Raw genomic sequence first — 17,668 nt, forward strand, 5'->3', positions numbered from 1 at the left:
CGGTGCCGGGCCGGCAGCCTCGAATCCGCAGGCCCAGCACCGGACTTGATCACGCGTCGCCGGTCGCCAGTTCGGCGCGGACGGCACGTGCGGCGGCGACGAGGTTGTCCAGGGACGCGCGGGTCTCGGGCCAGCCGCGGGTCTTCAGGCCGCAGTCCGGGTTGACCCACAAGCGTTCGGCGGGGATCGCCGTGAGCCCGGTACGCAGCAACTCGGCGGCTTCTTCGGCGGAGGGGACACGTGGCGAGTGGATGTCCCAGACACCGGGGCCCGCTTCGCGCGGGTAGCCGTGGGCGGCGAGTTCATGGGCGACCCGCATATGGGAGCGGGCCGCCTCCAGGCTGATCACGTCGGCGTCGAGGTCGTCGATGGCCTGGACGATGTCCCCGAACTCGGCGTAGCACATGTGGGTGTGGATCTGGGTCTCCGGCCGCACCCCGCTCGTGGTGAGCCGGAATGCCTCGGTGGCCCAGTCGAGGTAGTCGGCGTGGTCGGCGGCGCGCAGCGGCAGCGTTTCCCGCAGGGCCGGTTCGTCCACCTGGACGACCGGGGTGCCGGCGGCCTCCAGGTCGTCCACCTCGTCGCGCAGGGCGAGGGCGACCTGGCGGGCGGTGTCGGCGAGCGGCTGGTCGTCCCGGACGAAGGACCAGGCGAGCATGGTGACCGGGCCGGTGAGCATGCCCTTGACCGGGCGGCCGGTGAGGGACTGGGCGTACGAGGTCCACCGCACGGTCATCGGTTCGGGGCGGGAGATGTCGCCGGCCAGGACCGGCGGGCGGACGTAGCGGGTGCCGTACGACTGGACCCAGCCGTGCTGGGTGGCCAGGTAGCCGGTGAGCTGTTCGGCGAAGTACTGCACCATGTCGTTGCGTTCGGGCTCACCGTGGACGAGGACGTCGATGCCCGCCTTCTCCTGGAAGGAGACGACCTCGGCGATCTCGGCCTTGATCCGCTCCTCGTATCCCGCGATGTCGATCCGCCCGGACCGCAAGTCCGCACGTGCCAACCGCAGTTCGTCGGTCTGCGGGAAGGAGCCGATGGTGGTGGTCGGCAGCAGCGGCAGGCCCAGCGAGGCCCGCTGGGCGACGGCCCGCTCGCGATAGGGCAGGGAGCGCCGGCCGTCGGTGTCGGTGACGGCTGCGGCGCGAGCCCGTACAGCCGGATCGTGGGTGAGAGCGGATCCCGCGCGGGAGGTCAGGTCGGCCCGGTTCGCGGCGAGTTCGGGTGCGATGGCGCCCGTTCCCTGGGCCAGCCCGCGGGTGAGCACGGAGATCTCCCGTGTCTTCTGGCGGGCGAAGGCGAGCCAGCGGCGGACCTGCGGATCGATGTCCCGCTCGGCGGCCGCGTCGAGCGGCACGTGCAGCAGGGAGCAGGAGGCGGCGACGTCGACCCGGTCGGCGAGGCCGAGGAGGGTGCCAAGGGTGGCGAGGGACTTCCGGTAGTCGTTGATCCAGATGTTGCGGCCGTCGACGACTCCCGCGACGAGCCGCTTGCCGGTCAGACCGCCGACGGCGGCCAGGTCGTCGAGGTTCGCCGCGCCGCTGCCGGTGAAGTCGAGCGCGAGGCCCTCGACAGGTGCGGCCGCCAGGACCGGGAGGGCGTCGCCGAGACGGCCGAAGTACGAGGCGATCAGCAGCCGGGACCGGTCGGTCAGGGCGCCGAGTTCGCGGTACGCGCGGGCCGTGGCGTTCAGTTCGGCCGGGGTGCGGTCCTGTACGAGGGCCGGCTCGTCGAGCTGGACCCACTCCGCGCCCGCCGCCCGCAGATCGGCCAGCACCTCCGCGTACACGGGAAGCAGCCGGTCGAGCAGGGTCAGCGGCTCGAAGTCGTCGGCCACCCCGGGGGCGGGCTTGGCCAGCAGCAGATACGTGACCGGTCCGACCAGAACGGGCCGGGCAGCCAGCCCCAGGGCGAGGGCCTCCCGCAGCTCTCGGGTCTGCTTTTCGGAGTTCGCGGAGAACTCCGTGTCGGGCCCCAACTCCGGCACCAGGTAGTGGTAGTTGGTGTCGAACCACTTGGTCATCTCCAGCGGCGCCACGTCCTGTGTGCCGCGTGCCATGGCGAAGTAACCGTCCAGCGGATCGGCGGCGACGGCGGCGCGGTGCCGCTCCGGAACGGCGCCGACCATGACGGTGGTGTCCAGCACATGGTCGTACAACGAGAAGTCGCCGGTGGGGACTTCGGTGACACCCGCCTCGGCCAGCTCTCGCCAGTTGGAGCGGCGCAGGCCGGCTGCGGTCTTCCCCAGGGAACCGGCGTCGACGCGGCCCTTCCAGTACCCCTCGACGGCCTTCTTCAACTCCCGGTTCCCGCCCTGCCGGGGGTAGCCGTACACGGTGGCCCGGGACGCCGCGGCTGCGGACTTGTCGGTCACGGAACTCTCCTTCGCGAGATGTGTCCACGAACATCCCGGGGACGGGACGCGGGCGCGAAGGGAACGACGGAACGGGCGGACCTCCTCGCGGAACAAGGCCGCGAAGACCGCTCGTTGCGCACGCCGACCCGCCCACGAGGTCACCGGGACACTCCGCGCACGGAATCGTCCGCGCACGGGCAACGGGCAGGTCTTCGGACTCGCGGGCACGCCCTCCGGAGGGACCGGCGGACACCTACTGGCCGTCGCTTCCCAGGCCCGGTACATCGGACCCAGTGCGTATGACGGCGGTCGTTCCCACTCACCGCTGCGGGGCAGTCCCGGATTCCCACCGGGTTCCCTCTTACGACGCTCCCGCCTGGCGGACGGGGCGAACCAGCTGCACACGCCACCCTAGGGCCTCGCACCGGGACGCGAGAGCGGTTGCCCATATTCCGGACGGCATCCACGAGACGGGGCGGACTCGTCTCCCCCGGGAAGGCTGCTCGCGCCGGCCCGGCCGTCGCGACCAAGCGGCGCGGGCGGCGGTCATCGCCTCACATCGCGTGCGGCGGCCTCTCGCCCTTGACGAGTGCCGCCGCCCTCGCCGCCCGCTCGATCGTCGCGCGGTGGGCCGCGCGGGCTTCCTCGTCGATCCGCGTCTCGTGTTCGGGACGCAGCCCGGTCCGGCCGTCGAGGCCCTCGCGCAGGATGTCGGCGTGCCCGGCATGCCGCATGGTCTCGCCGAGGACATGGACCATGACGGCGAACAAGTTGGTGCGAGAAAACGGCTCCGGCCACCACGGCACGTGGCCGGGGGCGTCGAGGGGAAGCTCGTCGATCGTGGCGTCCGCGTGTTCCCACGTGCGCCGGTAGAACCCGACGATCCGCTCGCGGGTCTCGTCCTCGGCCGCCCACTGATCGCTCCCGTCGGAATCCTGCCACCGGGGCAGCGGCTGCGGGGACGGGCGGCCGAAGACCTCGCCGAAGTACCTGGCCTCGACGGTGGCCACATGCTTGACCAGGCCCAGAAGGTTGGTCCCGGTCGCCGTCAGAGGCCGGCGTGCGTCGTATTCGGACAAGCCGTCGAGTTTCCAGAGCAGCGCCTCGCGGTCCCGCCGCAGCCTCACGTGCAGGTTGTCCTTCGCGAATTCATCGATCATGCGGCAGGAGCCTGCCATGGGCTGCTCAGCGCCTCAAGATCCCCCGCACGGCCCGCGGCGACCGACAGCACCGAGGTCCGGCCATCGTCTCCGTCGCAAACGGTGAAGATCGCGGAGTCGCGGCGGCATTCCCGTCGTTGGCCGACGAGCGACTCCGAGGCCCACACGTGACGGTGTTCGCAGGCGACGTTCCCCGCGCCCCCTCGTGACGATGGACGGGCCGGCGCACGCCCGTGCGGCCGGGGCGCCGCCGCGTACCCCGGGTCCGGCCCCGCCCGGTCGGACGGAAGCGGCGCCGGGGGCGGGCGGGGGCCGCGACACCCCGCGCCATCAGGGGGCGGGCCCGGGACGGCTCGCCGGGGCGGGGCGGCGTCACCGCCCGGTCCGGCTTCCCGGCCGCGCCTCTCCTCCACCCTTCCGGCTCCGCCCGCGGGCGCGGAGTGAGGGCGAGCGGGCGGCCCCGCCGCCTCTTCGGCCGCGGCCCTGAGAGGCCCGAGTCCCGCGCGACCCAGGTTGGCTCGATTCGAACCTTGCCCGTCCACGACAAAGCCCCCACATTGGGCGCAGTTCACACACATCCTGCACACAAGTCACAGTGATGGGGGAGTCGACGGCGGTGGCGTTCCAGCGCGCGAGAACCACGGTGGCGGGCGGTGCGGAGGGCGGTGCGGGACGGCGTCCCGGCACGCCCCCGGAATCCAGGGAGCACTCGGGCCCTGAGGCGGCGGAGAGCAAACCTCGTTATCTGGTCCTGGGGCCGCTGGAGTTGCGGCTCGAAGGGCGTCCCTGCACGCCCACGGCGCTCAAGTCCCGTGCGTTACTCGCCCTGTTGTTACTGCGTGCCAACCAACAGTCCTCCACCCACTCCCTGATCGAGGACCTGTGGAACGGCCGGCCGCCCCGCTCGGCACTGGCGGCGCTCCAGATGTACGTGTCGGGCCTGCGCCGGATCCTGGACCCCGGTCACAGCCGCGACGGACTGGACGCCCGCCACCACCCGCTGCTGCCGACGGTCGGATCGGGTTATCTGCTGCGCGTGGGGCCCGGGGAGCTGGATCTGGACGAGTTCCGCGAGCAGGCGGCCCTGGGCCGCAGCCGGCTCGCCGCCGGTGACTGTCAGGCCGCCGAGCACGCCTTCCGGCGCGCTCTGACGCTCTCGCGCGGTACACCCCTGGGTGATCTGACCCACGCGGACCTGCCCGGCTTCTACGGCGACCGGCTCGCCGAGGAGCAACTGGCGGTGGTGCAGGACCGGATCGGCGCCGACATCTGCCGGGGCCGCGCCCGGGAGGTCACCGGCGAGCTCCGGGAACTGTGCGCCCGCTATCCCCTACGGGAGACTTTCCACGAGCAGTTGATGCTCGCGCTGACCGCCACCGGCCGGCAGACCGAGGCCCTGGAGGTCTACGCCGAGGCCCGGCGGACGGTGGTGGCGGCCGGGGGCATCGAGCCGGGATCCGCCCTCAAGGCAGCGCAGCAGGCGGTTTTGCGGGTACGGCCGCCGCTCAACGCCGGGCACGAGTACTGCCGTTCGATACTGAACGCCGAGCAGGAACGCCTCTTGCCCGACTGACGTACACCATTCCGCCCCTCAGCGCAGCCGCCAGTCCAGACGGCGCCCGTAGTAGACCAGGGGCTGCCCCTCGCCCGGCGCACAGGAGGACACTTCGCCCACCAGTGCCGTGTGGTCGCCGTGGGGAAAGGCCGCGGCGACCCGGCAGCGCAGATAGCCGGACACACCGAGCAGGCGCGGCACGTCGCCTTCCCACTCCCACAGGACGTCCGCGAACTTGTCGTCCGCGCCGCCCGCGAACACCCGGGCCAGCGCCTCGTCGTCCGCGCCCAGCAGGTGCACCCCGAAGTCCATGCCCGGCCGGGCGCAAAGCTCCCGGCCGGTCCGGGAGCCGTCGGCGACGGCCATCAGGACGGACGGCGGCCGCACGCTGTAGGAGCACAACGAGGAGACCAGCATGCCGATGGGGCGGCCGTCCGAACGTCGCGCGGTCGCCACCGCCACGCCGGTCACCAGCCGGGACATGGCCTCGGTGAACCGTTCGACGAACACGCCCGGTTCGGCCGGCGCGCCGGACGGGCACCCGCCGCCCATGACGGGCCGGGTACCCGTCACGGGCGCACCGGCCGGCACAGGCGCTCCGGCCGACGGCGGCCCGCCGACCGGAGCGGGACCCTCCGCCACCCTACGCACGGGCCTGCCCGGCGGCCCGCAGGCAACTGTCCAGGTGGCTGCGGGCGTCGGGGTCGCCGGTGGCGGCCAGGGCCACCTCGAAGTCCGCCGCGGCCTCGCCGTAGCGGCCGGCCGCCTCGTGGACCACACCGCGGTTGAACCGGAAGTCCGCACGGTCCGCGAGCTCGACGGCCCGGTCGAAGTCGGCCACGGACAGGTCCAAGTCACCATCCAGGTAGGCGAGTTCGGCGCGCACCGCCCACGCCTCGGCGAGCTCCGGATCGTTGCGCAGCGCGGCCTCCAGCGCCTCCCGGGCCGCAGGGGCGTCTCCCTCCTCCGCCAGCAACCGCCCGCGCAGCGACAGCAGATACGGGTGTTCCGGGTGCTCTGCGAGCCCCCCGGTGACGCTCTCCAGCGCCGCCGCGGTATCGCCGAGGTCGGCCAGGATGCCAGCCCGCCCGAGCGACGCCTCCGGATGGCCGGGTTCGAGCTCCAGCGCGCGGGCGAAATCCGCCAGCGCGCCCTTGGTGTCCCCCAACTCCAGCCGGGCGTCTCCCCGGTTGTAGTACGCCTCGGGGAACGGCGGCTCCAGACTCAGCGTCCTCGTGAACTCGTCGACCGCCTCCTGGGCGCGGCCCAGCTTGCGCAGAATGACGCCCCGGTTGAAGTAGTGGTCGGAGAAGCCCTCGTCGGCCGCCAGGATCTCGGCGTAGTCCTCGAGCGCTTCCGTCAGCCGCCCGCTCATCGTGTTCACCTGGGCCCGGTTGTAGCGCAGGCCGGTCCGGTGCCAGCTGCGCTTGCCGAGGCCCAGCTCCCGGTCCAGCCGCTCGATCCCCTCGTCCAGCAACCGCAGCGCCTCGTCCGGCCGCCCCGCCCGGACCTCGACCAGCGCCAGGCCGTTGCGGTTGAACACCGAGAAGAAGGCCCGCTCGTCGGGGTCCGACAGCAGGTCGGAGATGCTGATGGCCTGGTTGACCCAGGCACGCGCCAGGCTTTCGTCACGCCGCTCCGGCGGGTAGTGGCGGGCGTAGAGCATCCCGGTCTCGTAGGCGAGCTTCATGTGGTGGGTCGCGCTCAGGGTGCGGGTACGGGCCTCGTGCTGGAGGGCCGCCGACTCGTCCGGCCGGCCGCCCGCCGCCAGGCAGGCGCTGGCCTCGCGGATGAAGTACCACCAGGTGTCGGGGTGTTCCTCGGCGGTCAGCAGGGCCCTCGCGGCCTCGCTGATCTCGGCCGAGATGTGGTAGAAGCCCAGGTACTTGCAGTGGTCCAGGGCCCGGCGCGCCGCCGCCACCCCTGCTCCGACGGGGTCCGTGCCCCGCAGCAGGTGGTATGGCAGCGCTCCCAGGCGCAGCGAGGTCTCGCCCGCCTCGACCCGCTCGGCCAGCTCCCCGGCCCTGCGCTCGTGCAGGGCGGCCCGCTCGGAGGGCGTCAGCGCCGCGTAGGCGGCGGCCGGGCCCGGTTCGTCGCCCACGCAGTCGCCGTCCACGAACGCGCGGGCCGCGCGCCGTATCTCCGCGGGGTCCTCGGCCACGACCGACGGGGCGGCGTCCCGCGCCGGCGCCGCCCCTGCCTCCGCTCCCGTATCCGCTCCCGTCTCGGGCTCCGTCTCCGGTTCCGCCGGTCCGGTGACGGAGGTCGCGTACGTCGCCAGCGCGTCCGGCAGCGAGACCGACACCTCGCCCGGCTGCTCCCGCAGCGACTCCGGGCCCGAGCAGACCACGATCGTCAGCAGTTCCGCCGGTATCCGGCGCAGCGCCACCGCCAGGAACTCCTGGTCGGTGACGTCGGCGTGCTCGACATTCGTCACGACCAGGGTGCGGGGCACGTCCTTCGCCTCGGGCAGCGCCGCGAGCAGGAACTCCACGAGCCCGTGCGCCACCCGCAGCGAGTGCAGCCGCGCCGGGTACCGGCTGATCTCGCCTGCCGAGGACTGCTCCTGGATCCCCCGGACCAGCGGCGGCACCATCGGGGTCAACTCATGGGTACTCTGCTGGAGTTCGATGTAGTGCCGGTCCGCGAGCTCGGGCCTGGCCCTCAGGATCTCCGGCGCGATCTCGCGCAGCAGCGTCCCGGCGGCCGTGTACGGACCGCGCAGCCGGCGGTGCGCGTCCGCGGTGAGCGACGGACCGGGCAGACCGAGGGCGTCCCGCAGCTGCTCCCGTCGGCGGGAGTGCGGGGCGGAGATCCAGTAGTGACCGCTCACGTTTCTTCCTTTCACTGAGGGCCTTCGGGGGTGGGGACGGCTGCGGACCCGCCGGTGGTGGGTGAGGAGGCGCGCTGCGGCGGACGCCGGGGGTCAGGCGATGACGTGCCGGGTCCGCTCGCGGCGCCTGCGGAGCCGGTCGCGGGCGGCGAGCCAGAGGGCGATGCCGATCTGGAGGAAGGTCAGCAGCAGGAAGACCGTGCCGTCGACGAGCATGCCCCAGTTCGGCCGGTCGGCCGTGAAGCGGCCGAGGACGGCGCCGATCATGTCGAAGAAGACCGGCCCCAGGCCGAGCAGGAAGGTGCTCAGGCTGAGCGTGTAGCCGACCGGGATGAGCCAGGAGTACCAGCGCGCCGCCCGCCGGTCCGCCGGGTGCCACTCGGACTCGTCCAGCAGCCGGTCCGGGCGCCCCAGCAGCCGGTTGCACCGGTTGCGGAGCATCCGGGTGGCCGTGGTGTGCAGGTCCACACAGCCGAGGGCCGTGCTGATCAGCACGTAGATGTCGGTGCGCAGGTAGAAGAAGAACTGCCACAGCACACGGATCACCGCGGCGAAGGCCACCGCCAGGCAGACCCGGCCGGCCAGGCCGACGCCGTCGGGCCCCCGGGTGAAGTCCGCGACGATGATCAGCACACCGACCAGGACCACGTCGACGATCATTCCGGCCAGGATCGGCAGATAGCGTTTTCGGCGCTCCACCACGACGAGGCCGTCCAGGGAGGTCTCGACCACCAGGAAGTAGAAGCGGTACGACATCCGGGTGCGCGACCCGATGCCGAGGCGGCGGCCGGCCAGCGCGTGGTAGACCTCGTGGATCGCGATGAGCGGGGCGGCGGCGACCGTCATCACCACCATGATCAGTGAGTAGTAGTCGCTGAACACCATGGCCCGAGGGCTGGGCAGCAGGTCGGGGCTGCGCACCATCAGCACCGTCGCCCAGGCCACCACCGCGCCGTAACAGAGCCACGCCATCGGCGAGAACAGCGCCTGCCCGAGCCGTTGCCAGCGCACCGGCCGTACGGTCTTGGGGGCGGGGCCGGGCTCGGACCTCACGAAGTCCAGTTCGTACAGCGCCTCGACGATGTCGGCGACGTCGATGGGTTCGCCGTACTCGGCCGCGTACCAGTCGGCGGCCTGCCGCGGGGTCGAACCCTCCTGGAGGCGGCGCACCAGTGCGGCACCGTCCGGCGGGAGGATGGCGAAGGACTCGATGTCCGGTCGGCCGATCGTGACCTCGCCGTTCTCCTCCAGATACACGAGACGGTGAAGCGTCAGCGGGTTGTCGAGGTCGCACGCCGCGGCGACGTCCGAGATCCGCGAGGCGTCCGAGGCGTCCGGCCGCGCGGTACCGTCGCGAAGTTCCTGATCCGCCATCGCGGCTCCTTCATCTGCAGGGTCCGGTTCCGCGCACGACGCCCGTGCACGCCCGGGTTCCGGTGGCGGACAACCGCCCACCACCGGAACCCGGAACGGCACTTCAGGTGCGCTGTACTCAGTTGGCGGCCGGGTACGTCGAACAGGCCGAAGAGGTCAGACGAACCGGGCCGGCCTTGCGGATCTGGATCTTCTTCATGACAGAACCCCTCTCTGGTGGCTGGTGACACATGGCCTGTTGGCCATCGGTCATCCTTCCGAGCCGGACCAAAGTCGCCCCAGATCCCCGCCAAAGGCTCACTGGCCACGCACTCCCGCCGTGGGCCGTGCTGTCCGGACCGGCTCCCGTGGCCGCGCGACCACCACGCCCCCGGAAAAACGAAAGGCCGCCTTCTCGTCATCGAGAAGACGACCTCCGCAGCGTTCCTGTGGTTAAGGGCCGCACAGCTCGGCGCGCAGCCGGCCTGGGCCGGAACAGCGAGCCGTGGATGCTTGAGGGTTCAGTTCGCGGCTTGCCCGATCCCCAGTACGTCGTACAGGTCGTTGCCGGCCCCCAACGGGCGAGGCGCTCGCGGTCGACCAGGTGGATCCCGTGCCTCTCCGCGAAGGCGATGGCCGGTGCGGTGAATCCGTTCAGGCCGACCATGACCGGGACGGCTGCCCTGTGCTCCGGCTGTCAGGTTCCACTGAGCGCGGTCTCGATGAGCTCGCGTGCGGCACCGCCGTAGAGCGCTGACGGCTGAAGACGGTCGAATGCCTTACGGAAGAGCGCGAGGCGGGCGGGGTCGGTGATGGTCTCGCCTCCCCGGAAGCCTTCGACTTCCACTCTGCGGTCGTCGAAAAGGGAGAACCCGTCACCCGGGTAGATCTGCAGCCGGGCCCTGGCCGGAATGATCCCGAGGGTGAGGCCGGGTAGCGAGAGCGCCTCGGCCAGCCTGTGCAGCTGAGCACGCATCACTTCGGGGCCGCCGATGTTCGTCAGCAGAGCCTGGTACCCGAGCAGGACGTGGTAAGTGCGGCCCTCCTGTCCGATGAACTGAGCTCGGGCCGTCCGGGCCGCGGCGCCGGCCTGGATATCGTCCGGAATTCCGTGGAAGTCAACGACCAGACGCAGCATGGCTTCGGCGTACTGGGGTGTCTGCAAGTTGCCCCACACGATGTCCGGCGAGTAGCCGACGTAGTGCCGAGTCTTCCTGACAAGGTCCAAGAAGGACTCCTGCACTGGGCCGGTTCCTTGTTGGAGAAGGTCGTCCCAGTTGCCGTCGGCCGAACTCGGTGCTGTCGCCATATACGAGATTGTTCCAGCGGACGGTGACGGCTGTCCTGGAGTTGGTCGCTCTCGCGGAGCAGGACCCGAGGGTCCTCGTGGCCGATGTCGTCGACCGTCTCCTCGGCGACCAGTAAGCCGGCCGGCTTGGCCAGGCTCCGGTTCGTAAGGGGCAGGCCGTGCTGGGCCGGCTCGGACCTGGCCATCTTCTTGACCTCGCGGCGCTCCGGCAGGATGAAGACCCTCGGTCGGCCGCCCTTGTACTTGAGGGAGAGCGAGTCGAAGCCGCCGACGCTCAAGCACCACCCAGCGCTACCTGCGCCCCGATGTCCGTCAGGTCACCGCCGCCGACGCGGCACGGACCGCGCACCTCTGCGTGCTCCGCGCCCCCGGCCCCTCCCGAGCCCGACCGTCGTCGCCCGCCGGCACGGTCACGAACGGCTTGATCCCCGACTGGTCCCCAAAAACGATCAAGGGGCCGTTTCAGATTGCTCTGAAACGGCCCCTTGATTCACGACTCTTTCGAGTCGGGACGACAGGATTTGAACCTGCGACCCCTTGACCCCCAGTCAAGTGCGCTACCAAGCTGCGCCACGTCCCGCTGCCCGTCTGACCTGGGGTTTCCCTTGCCCGGCGTGCATGAGAACCATACCGCACTTCGACGGGTGCTCACGAACCGATTCACGGGCGGGCCCCCGCGGACCCCGGCGCGCCCGCAGGCGCCCGGGGGCGGGCGCTCCGCGCGCCCGTCCCCGCCCCCTCACCCCGACTCCCCCGGCGCGGGCGTCCGTGCACGCTCCGTGACGGCCATCCTTCACTTTCCGTAATGCTCCAAGGCGCCGTTTCGCGCGCCCTCGCGCCCCGGCCAGGCTTCGCCAAAAGGGCTCGATCAGGCCACATCCCCACCCGGTTCTCGCGAGGCGGAACCGGGGAGTCCATCCGCAATGTCGTTCCTTCCGACGATGAAGGGATGCATGAGGCGACGAGACCCGTCCCACCGCCCCACGGCGGTAAATCTCTTGCCTCTGGCATGTGGCAGAAACACATCCCCCCGGAACATGCGGTATCAAGCAGGGAGCAGGCAAAGTCTCCGTGAAACACATACAGAAACAAACGTCAACCACTCCTGTTTCAGACAAACTCAGTGCCGATATTGATCCCTATCCGAAAGATCAACACCATGAAGTGGTCGGCCTGTTCAGGACGGGACCACTGTCGATGCACCACCTGCTCGGACCACTCGGCGAGCAGGCTTTAAGCAGGGGAGGCACTCGAAATGGACGGCTACTTCAGCAGCCGGCTGCATCACCAGCTCCGTGAGACCGTCCGCGACTTCGCGGAGAGTGAAGTCCGGCCGCGGATAACCGAGATGGAAGCCTCCCGTACGGTCCACCACGAGCTGTCCCGGCTGATCGCCGCCCAGGGCTGGATCGGCGCGACGATCGCGCAGGAGTACGGCGGCATGAACGCCGGCCACCTTGCCAAGACCATCATCATCGAGGAGTTGTCCCGGGTCAGCGGCGCGATGGGGGCCATGGTCCAGGCATCCCAGCTCGGCACCGCCAAGATCGTCCACTTCGGCAGCGACGAGCAGCGCAAGACCTGGCTGCCGCTCATCGCCTCCGGCGAGTGCCTGCCGACCATCGCGGTCACCGAGCCCGAGTCCGGCGGCCATGTGCTCGGGATGACGGCGACCGCCGTCCGGGACGGCGACGACTACATCCTCAACGGCACCAAGGTCTTCGTCGGCAACAGCCACGTCGGCGACCTGCACGGGGTCGTGGTCCGCACCGGCCCCGGCAAGAAGGGCCTCACCGCCTTCCTGGTCGAATCCGATCGCCCGGGCTTCCGAACCGGACCACAGCAGCCCGCCATGGGTCTGCACGGTTTCAGTTTCGGCGAGCTCATCTTCGAAAACTGCCGGGTTCCGGCCGCCAACCGGCTCGGCGACGAGGGCGACGGCCTCGCCGTCGCGTACTCCTCCAGCGTGCTCTACGGCCGGGCCAACCTCACGGCCGTCTCGCTCGGCATCCACCAGGCCCTCCTGGACGAGACCACCCGCTTCGCCACCGAGCGCATCCGCTACGGAAAGCCGCTCTCGGAGCTCCCCACGGTCAAGCTCAAGCTGGGGCAGATGCAATCGCGCCTGATGACGGCGAGGCTCGCCGCCTACCACGCGGTCCACCTGCTCGACCAGGGCATGTCCTGCGACGCCGAGCTGATGAACGCGAAGCTGGTCAACGTCGAGTCCGCCATCGACTCCGGGCGCAACGCCATGGAGATCCACTCGGCGGCCGGTCTCTACACCGACCGTCCGGTCGAGCGGTATCTGAGGGACGCGCACCACATCTTCGCCCCGGCGGGCACCTCCGACATCCAGCTCCTGCGCCTCGCCGAGTACGCGCTCGGGCAGGACAAGGGCAGCTGGTCGGAGCGGCTCTCCGAGGTCGTGCGCACCCAGCCGCCGGAGCCGGTCCACATCTGACGGCCGCCCGGCGCACCGGCCCGCGAACCGCCCCGCACCCCCGGGCGGCGGTCGCACCGCCCCCACACCCCGGGCGGCGGTCACCGCGGCCGGAACCCGGCGGTCTCCCGGTGCCCGAACGCCCCGGAGCGCGGTGGCGGCGCCGCGCTCCGGGGCGCCGGCGTGCCCGCCCGGCGCCGATGCGTACAGCTGGAGCACACACTCCGTGACGGGCGCTGTACACGGCCCGTCACATTCCGTACGCGGGATCCTCCGCGGACCGTGCCCCCGAGGGCCGGAACCGGCCCGCCGTCAGCGCAGGCCGTCCTCGCGCCGGTTGATCTGCTCCATCAGCTCGGCCGCCAGGGCCTTGATGGTCTCCAGCCCCGCGCGGCCCCACGGCCGGACGTCCGTGTCGACGACGCAGATGGTGCCGAGCGCGACGCCCGTCCGGTCTATCAGAGGAGCGCCCATGTACGAGCGGATACCGATCTCGTCGACGACCGGGTTGCCCGCGAAACGCGGATAGTCGCAGACGTCCTCCAGGACCAGGGCCTTGCGGCGCACCACCACGTGCGGGCAGTAGCCGTGGTCGCGCGCCATGAAGCGGCCGACCCCCGCGCCGCCGCCCGCCGCCGCGTTCGCGCCGAGGTCGGATCCCGAGTGCGTGCCGGCGGGGGTGTGCAGACCGGCGAAGAACTGCCGGTTCTCGTCGATGAAGTTGACCATGGAGTACGGGGCTCCGGTCACCTCCGCGAGCCGGTGGGCGAAGGCGTCGAACGCCGGGTCCGGCTGCTCGCCGAGGCCCAGTTCGCGCAGCCGGCGCACCCGGACGGTCACATCCTTGTCGATCGGGGTCAGCAGCATGTGGCCGGTCGGGTCGTAGGTCATGACATGGCTCCATAGCTCGGCACGGGGGCCGGGAGGGTGGTGAGCAGATGCTGGACGAGGGTCAGCAGGGTACGGATCCCGGAGCTGGCGATCCGGGCGTCGCAGAGCACGACCGGCACCTCGGGGCGCAGGTCGAGCGCCGCCCGTACCTCTTCCGGGTCGTAGCGGTAGGCGCCGTCGAACTCGTTGACCGCCACCACGAACCGGATTCCCCGCCGTTCGAAGAAGTCGACGGCGGAGAAGCAGTCCTGGAGGCGGCGGGTGTCGGCGAGGACGACCGCGCCGAGCGCGCCCTCCGACAGCTCGTCCCACATGAACCAGAAACGTTCCTGGCCCGGGGTACCGAACAGATACAGCACATGGCGGGCGTCCAGGGTGATGCGCCCGAAGTCCATCGCGACGGTGGTCGTGGTCTTGGACTCCACGCCCTCCAGGCTGTCGATGGCCGCGCTGACCGAGGTCAGCAGCTCTTCGGTGCTCAGCGGTTCGATCTCGCTGACCGCGCCCACGAAGGTGGTCTTGCCCACGCCGAAGCCACCCGCCACCAGGACTTTCAGGGCGGTGGGGATCGAGTCGGCCGCGGGACTCCCGTGACCATGGTCGTGGCGCTCAGAGCCGTTGTCGTAGGCCATCGAGCACTGCCTCCAGCAGGGATCGGTCGGTTGGGTTGGTGTGGAAGCGGGGGGCGCGCGCGGTGAGTGCCCCGCAGTCCACGAGGTCCGAGATCAGGACCTTGGTGACGACGGCCGGCAGCTTTAAGTGCGCGGCGATCTCCGCCACCGAGGTGGGTGCGCCGCACAGTCCGAGAGCCAGACTGTGTTCGGGGCCCAGATGTGCCTGGGGGGCACCACCGGTCGCCATCACCATGGAGAGCAGGTCGAGTGTGGCGGTGGGCTTGGTGCGCCCCCCGCTCACGGTGTACGGGCGGATCAGCCGGCCGGCCGCGTCGTCGAGCCAGGGTCCCTCCTGGCGGGCCCCCATGATCAATGCCCCATGCCGCCCGCCGTGCCCGCGGCCGCTCTGGCCGGGGTGACCAGATACGGCCGTACGCTCTTGACGAGCATCGCCATCTCGTAGCCGAGGACGGCGGCGTCGGCCTCGCGGCCGGCGAGGACCGCGAGGCAGGTGCCGGACCCGGCGGTGGAGACGAACAGCAGGGTGGAGTCCAGTTCGACCACCACCTGGCGGACCTCGCCGCCGCCGCCGAAGCGGACGCCGGCGCTGCGGCCCAGCGAGTACAGGCCGGAGGCCAGCGCGGCCATGTGGTCGGCCGCGTCGGGGTCGAGCCCGTGGACGGACTTCACCAGGCCGTCGGAGGAGAGCAGTACGGCGCTGCGGGTGTAGGGAACCCGCTGGACCAGGCCGCTCAGCAGCCAGTCGAGATCCGCGGAATGGCCGTTCGGCGCATTGCTCGCCATGGTGCATCTACTCCTTGTGCGCGTCGCCGGGACGCAGCGGGTCGCGGGGGGTGGTCTGGGTTTCGGCGAGTCCGATGCCGCGCTGGAAAGCGGCCATCAGCCCCGGGTCGTGCAGGGCGTGCTCCTCGGGCCGGCGGGCCGTCGGCTCGTCGCGCAGTTGCGGGACGAGGTGTTCCTGGGCGCGCCGCATGGGAAGGTCGGGCCTGCCCGACGCTCCGGCGCGCGGGGCCCGGGGGGCCTCGTCGCGGCCGGGGGCGGAGTGCGCGGTGCCGGGCTCGAAGGGATCAAAGGACTCGAAGGGCTCGGCGTGAGAGGGCGGGGTGGGAGAAGCGGGCGGAGCGGACGGGAGGGGCGGGCCGGCCGGGGTGGCCTGGTGCGGTACGCCGGGCAGGCCGGAGCCGGCCGGGGTACCGGCGTCGCCGTATCCGCCGCCGGGGGGCCGGAATCCGTCGGTGCCGGTGTCGCCGTACGCGAGAGGGGTCCCGTATCCGTCCGTGCCGGTGCCGGTGCCGTTGTCGGCGTGCGCCGGCGGAGTCCCGTAACCGCCGTTACCGGTGCCGGTACTGGTGCCGTTGTCGCCGTACGCCTGAGGGGCCCCGTATCCGTCCGTGCCCGTGCCGGTGCCGGCGTGCGCGGCCTGGGGCTGCGGGTGCCGGACAGCCGTCGGAGCGGGTACGGGTACGGGCACGGGGGCTTCGTGCGAGGTCCGGTACGAGGCCGGGGCGGGCGCGGCGGGCGGCAGCGGTGCGGCGGTCTGGCCCGCGACCGGGGGTGCGGGAGCGGGCGCGGCGGCCGGGATTCCGGTCCGCGGTGCGCCCGCCGGGCCGCCGGCGAGCCGGGCCGTGTCCGGGCCGCCGGTCTGGGCCTGCCGCGGCGGGATCTGGGGCGCCTGGGCCTTGGACTGGGCGTGCGGCTGCGCGCCCTGGGCCGGGGCCTGGCCCTCGCGGCGTGCCAGCCCCTCGGGGTCGGAGCCGAGAAGTCCCTGCGGCAGGACGAGGACGGCCTGGATGCCGCCGTAGATGTTCGACTGCAGACGTACCGCGATGCCGTGCCGCCGGGCGAGCGCCGAGACGACGAAGAGTCCGATACGGCCGTCCTGGAGCAGATGCGCCACGTTGACCTGGTCGGGGTCGGCGAGCAGGGCGTTCATCTTGCTCTGCTCTTCCGCCGGCATGCCCAGACCGCGGTCCTCGACCTCGATCGCCAGTCCGGCCGTGACGTACTGGGCGCGCAGCAGCACCGTGGTGTGCGGCGCGGAGAACAGGGTCGCGTTCTCGACGAGTTCGGCGAGCAGGTGGATGACGTCGGCCACGGCGTGGCCGCGGAGCGTTCCGTCGATCGGCGGAACGAGCTTCACCCGCGGGTACTGCTCGACCTCGGCGATGGAGGAGCGCAGCACCTCGGTCATGGTGACCGGGTTCGACCACTGGCGGCGAGAGATGGCGCCGCCGAGCACGGCCAGGTTCTCCGCGTGGCGGCGGATACGGGTGGCGAGGTGGTCGATGTGGAACAGGCCCTTGAGCAGCTCGGGGTCCTCGACCTCGTTCTCCAGTTCGTCGAGGAGCTGGATCTCGCGGTGGACGAGCGACTGGAGGCGGCGGGCGAGGTTCACGAAGACCTCGACCTTCTGCTCGTTGCCGACGCTGCTGGAGAGCTGCGACGCCTGCACCACGGCGGACACGGCGACCTCGTGGGAGCGGGCCAGTTCCTGCCCGAGGCGGTCGAGCGCGTCGCCGGACACGGCGGTGGCGGGGAGCGCGGGGCGCGGGGCCAGGCTCTCGCCCTTGCGCAGCTGTTCCACGACCGTCCGCAGTTCGCTCTGGCCGCGGGAGTTGGCGTGCCGCAGCGCTTCGGCGCGGTCGAGCACCATTCTGGCGGTCCGCTCGGCGCCGAGTACGGCGGCGGCGACCGCCGCGGCCGCGAGCGCCGCGGCGCCGATGAGCGCGGTCCACAGTCCTGTCGTCGGGCCCGCTCCGGTGGACCGGATCGTGATCAGCACGGCGGCGACGCCCGCGAGCGCCACCACGAGCGCCGGGAGGACGGAGGTACGCAGAAGGTGGGGGCGTATGCGCGTCTCGTCCGGAAGCGACGCGGGCTGCTGAACGGGGCCGGTCGCGTCGGCGGGAACGACGTCGCGGGCGCCCGACCGGCCGTGCCGGCCGCCGTCGCGGCGGTCGGACCGCGCGGCGGATGCGCGAAGTTGAGGCATGAGTGTCCTTGGTACGTGCCCAGGAATCGGCGTACTACAGGGGTGGTTTCTACGTGGGTGTGATGAGCCTACCGATGATCACCAAACAGCCACTGTAGTCGTCAACCGTTCACGCGCGGTGCGCAGTTGGCAAACTTACCC

At 71.6% G+C, this 17,668-nt stretch carries 13 protein-coding genes, 1 tRNA gene, 1 pseudogene and 1 riboswitch; of the genes and pseudogenes, 2 read left to right on the top strand and 13 right to left on the bottom strand.

Annotated features, from left to right (window positions below; all coding sequences use genetic code 11):
* Window positions 1–49: 49 nt before the first annotated feature.
* Together metE and ABZ990_RS04900 are read right to left on the bottom strand one after the other, a co-directional pair.
* Window positions 50–2,374 (bottom strand): 5-methyltetrahydropteroyltriglutamate--homocysteine S-methyltransferase, encoded by a 2,325-nt coding sequence (gene metE / locus ABZ990_RS04895; RefSeq protein WP_361225320.1) that lies wholly within the window; start codon window positions 2,372–2,374, stop codon window positions 50–52.
* 188 nt (window positions 2,375–2,562) lie between these two features.
* Window positions 2,563–2,720: riboswitch (cobalamin riboswitch) on the bottom strand.
* Between the two features lie 190 nt (window positions 2,721–2,910).
* Window positions 2,911–3,516 carry a DinB family protein gene (locus tag ABZ990_RS04900; RefSeq protein ID WP_361225322.1) on the bottom strand — a complete coding sequence of 202 codons (606 nt, stop codon included), beginning with the start codon at window positions 3,514–3,516 and terminating at the stop codon, window positions 2,911–2,913.
* A 598-nt stretch (window positions 3,517–4,114) separates the two neighbouring features.
* On the opposite strand from ABZ990_RS04900, the gene ABZ990_RS04905 reads away from it, so the two are divergent.
* Window positions 4,115–5,089: an AfsR/SARP family transcriptional regulator gene (locus tag ABZ990_RS04905; protein ID WP_361225325.1), complete on the top strand. Its 975-nt coding sequence runs from the start codon at window positions 4,115–4,117 to the stop codon at window positions 5,087–5,089.
* A gap of 18 nt (window positions 5,090–5,107) precedes the next feature.
* Here the strand turns inward: ABZ990_RS04905 and ABZ990_RS04910 are convergent, their stop codons facing one another.
* The 6 genes and pseudogenes from ABZ990_RS04910 to ABZ990_RS04935 form a co-directional block, all read right to left on the bottom strand.
* The gene (locus tag ABZ990_RS04910) at window positions 5,108–5,623 is read right to left on the bottom strand and encodes a flavin reductase family protein (RefSeq protein WP_361225328.1); all 516 of its coding nucleotides are present in this window, start codon (window positions 5,621–5,623) and stop codon (window positions 5,108–5,110) included.
* Between the two features lie 91 nt (window positions 5,624–5,714).
* Window positions 5,715–7,904, bottom strand: a complete 2,190-nt coding sequence (locus tag ABZ990_RS04915) for a tetratricopeptide repeat protein (RefSeq protein ID WP_361225331.1) — start codon at window positions 7,902–7,904, stop codon at window positions 5,715–5,717.
* A 93-nt stretch (window positions 7,905–7,997) separates the two neighbouring features.
* Complete coding sequence (locus tag ABZ990_RS04920) at window positions 7,998–9,278, bottom strand: hypothetical protein (RefSeq protein ID WP_361225334.1); 1,281 nt, start codon at window positions 9,276–9,278, stop codon at window positions 7,998–8,000.
* A gap of 397 nt (window positions 9,279–9,675) precedes the next feature.
* Window positions 9,676–9,933 (bottom strand): annotated as a pseudogene (locus tag ABZ990_RS04925) (hypothetical protein); the annotation flags it as partial.
* 21 nt (window positions 9,934–9,954) lie between these two features.
* The gene (locus ABZ990_RS04930; protein WP_361225337.1) at window positions 9,955–10,566 is read right to left on the bottom strand and encodes a DUF5753 domain-containing protein; all 612 of its coding nucleotides are present in this window, start codon (window positions 10,564–10,566) and stop codon (window positions 9,955–9,957) included.
* A 506-nt stretch (window positions 10,567–11,072) separates the two neighbouring features.
* A tRNA-Pro gene (locus tag ABZ990_RS04935) sits at window positions 11,073–11,146 on the bottom strand.
* Between the two features lie 675 nt (window positions 11,147–11,821).
* On the opposite strand from ABZ990_RS04935, the gene ABZ990_RS04940 reads away from it, so the two are divergent.
* Window positions 11,822–13,030, top strand: a complete 1,209-nt coding sequence (locus ABZ990_RS04940; protein WP_361225340.1) for an acyl-CoA dehydrogenase family protein — start codon at window positions 11,822–11,824, stop codon at window positions 13,028–13,030.
* A 291-nt stretch (window positions 13,031–13,321) separates the two neighbouring features.
* On the opposite strand, the gene ABZ990_RS04945 is transcribed toward ABZ990_RS04940, so the two are convergent.
* Genes ABZ990_RS04945 through ABZ990_RS04965 form a run of 5 tightly spaced genes read right to left on the bottom strand, consistent with a single transcriptional unit; the run spans window position 13,322 to window position 17,527 of the window.
* A complete protein-coding gene (locus ABZ990_RS04945) occupies window positions 13,322–13,900 on the bottom strand; it encodes a GAF domain-containing protein (protein WP_361225342.1) in 579 nt (192 codons plus the stop codon).
* Window positions 13,897–14,532: an ATP/GTP-binding protein gene (locus ABZ990_RS04950; protein WP_361225344.1), complete on the bottom strand. Its 636-nt coding sequence runs from the start codon at window positions 14,530–14,532 to the stop codon at window positions 13,897–13,899. The genes ABZ990_RS04945 and ABZ990_RS04950 overlap by 4 nt, the downstream gene beginning before the upstream one ends.
* Window positions 14,510–14,881, bottom strand: a complete 372-nt coding sequence (locus tag ABZ990_RS04955; RefSeq protein WP_361225347.1) for a DUF742 domain-containing protein — start codon at window positions 14,879–14,881, stop codon at window positions 14,510–14,512. The genes ABZ990_RS04950 and ABZ990_RS04955 overlap by 23 nt, the downstream gene beginning before the upstream one ends.
* Window positions 14,882–14,883: 2 nt before the next feature.
* Window positions 14,884–15,318: a roadblock/LC7 domain-containing protein gene (locus ABZ990_RS04960; RefSeq protein WP_361225350.1), complete on the bottom strand. Its 435-nt coding sequence runs from the start codon at window positions 15,316–15,318 to the stop codon at window positions 14,884–14,886.
* A gap of 7 nt (window positions 15,319–15,325) precedes the next feature.
* On the bottom strand, window positions 15,326–17,527 hold the full coding sequence (locus tag ABZ990_RS04965; protein WP_361225352.1) for an ATP-binding protein: 2,202 nt from the start codon (window positions 17,525–17,527) through the stop codon (window positions 15,326–15,328).
* Window positions 17,528–17,668: the final 141 nt, after the last annotated feature.

The organism is Streptomyces sp. NPDC046203 (assembly GCF_040646255.1).
Classification (GTDB): domain Bacteria; phylum Actinomycetota; class Actinomycetes; order Streptomycetales; family Streptomycetaceae; genus Streptomyces.

Excerpts from the sequence above, each read along its gene's own strand:
- ABZ990_RS04900 (WP_361225322.1), bottom strand. The coding sequence starts at position 3,516 with ATGATCGATGAATTCGCGAAGGACAACCTGCACGTGAGGCTGCGGCGG.
- ABZ990_RS04905 (WP_361225325.1), top strand. The coding sequence starts at position 4,115 with ATGGGGGAGTCGACGGCGGTGGCGTTCCAGCGCGCGAGAACCACGGTG.
- ABZ990_RS04910 (WP_361225328.1), bottom strand. The coding sequence starts at position 5,623 with ATGGGCGGCGGGTGCCCGTCCGGCGCGCCGGCCGAACCGGGCGTGTTC.
- ABZ990_RS04920 (WP_361225334.1), bottom strand. The coding sequence starts at position 9,278 with ATGGCGGATCAGGAACTTCGCGACGGTACCGCGCGGCCGGACGCCTCG.
- ABZ990_RS04930 (WP_361225337.1), bottom strand. The coding sequence starts at position 10,566 with ATGGCGACAGCACCGAGTTCGGCCGACGGCAACTGGGACGACCTTCTC.
- ABZ990_RS04940 (WP_361225340.1), top strand. The coding sequence starts at position 11,822 with ATGGACGGCTACTTCAGCAGCCGGCTGCATCACCAGCTCCGTGAGACC.
- ABZ990_RS04945 (WP_361225342.1), bottom strand. The coding sequence starts at position 13,900 with ATGACCTACGACCCGACCGGCCACATGCTGCTGACCCCGATCGACAAG.
- ABZ990_RS04950 (WP_361225344.1), bottom strand. The coding sequence starts at position 14,532 with ATGGCCTACGACAACGGCTCTGAGCGCCACGACCATGGTCACGGGAGT.
- ABZ990_RS04955 (WP_361225347.1), bottom strand. The coding sequence starts at position 14,881 with ATGGGGGCCCGCCAGGAGGGACCCTGGCTCGACGACGCGGCCGGCCGG.
- ABZ990_RS04960 (WP_361225350.1), bottom strand. The coding sequence starts at position 15,318 with ATGGCGAGCAATGCGCCGAACGGCCATTCCGCGGATCTCGACTGGCTG.
- ABZ990_RS04965 (WP_361225352.1), bottom strand. The coding sequence starts at position 17,527 with ATGCCTCAACTTCGCGCATCCGCCGCGCGGTCCGACCGCCGCGACGGC.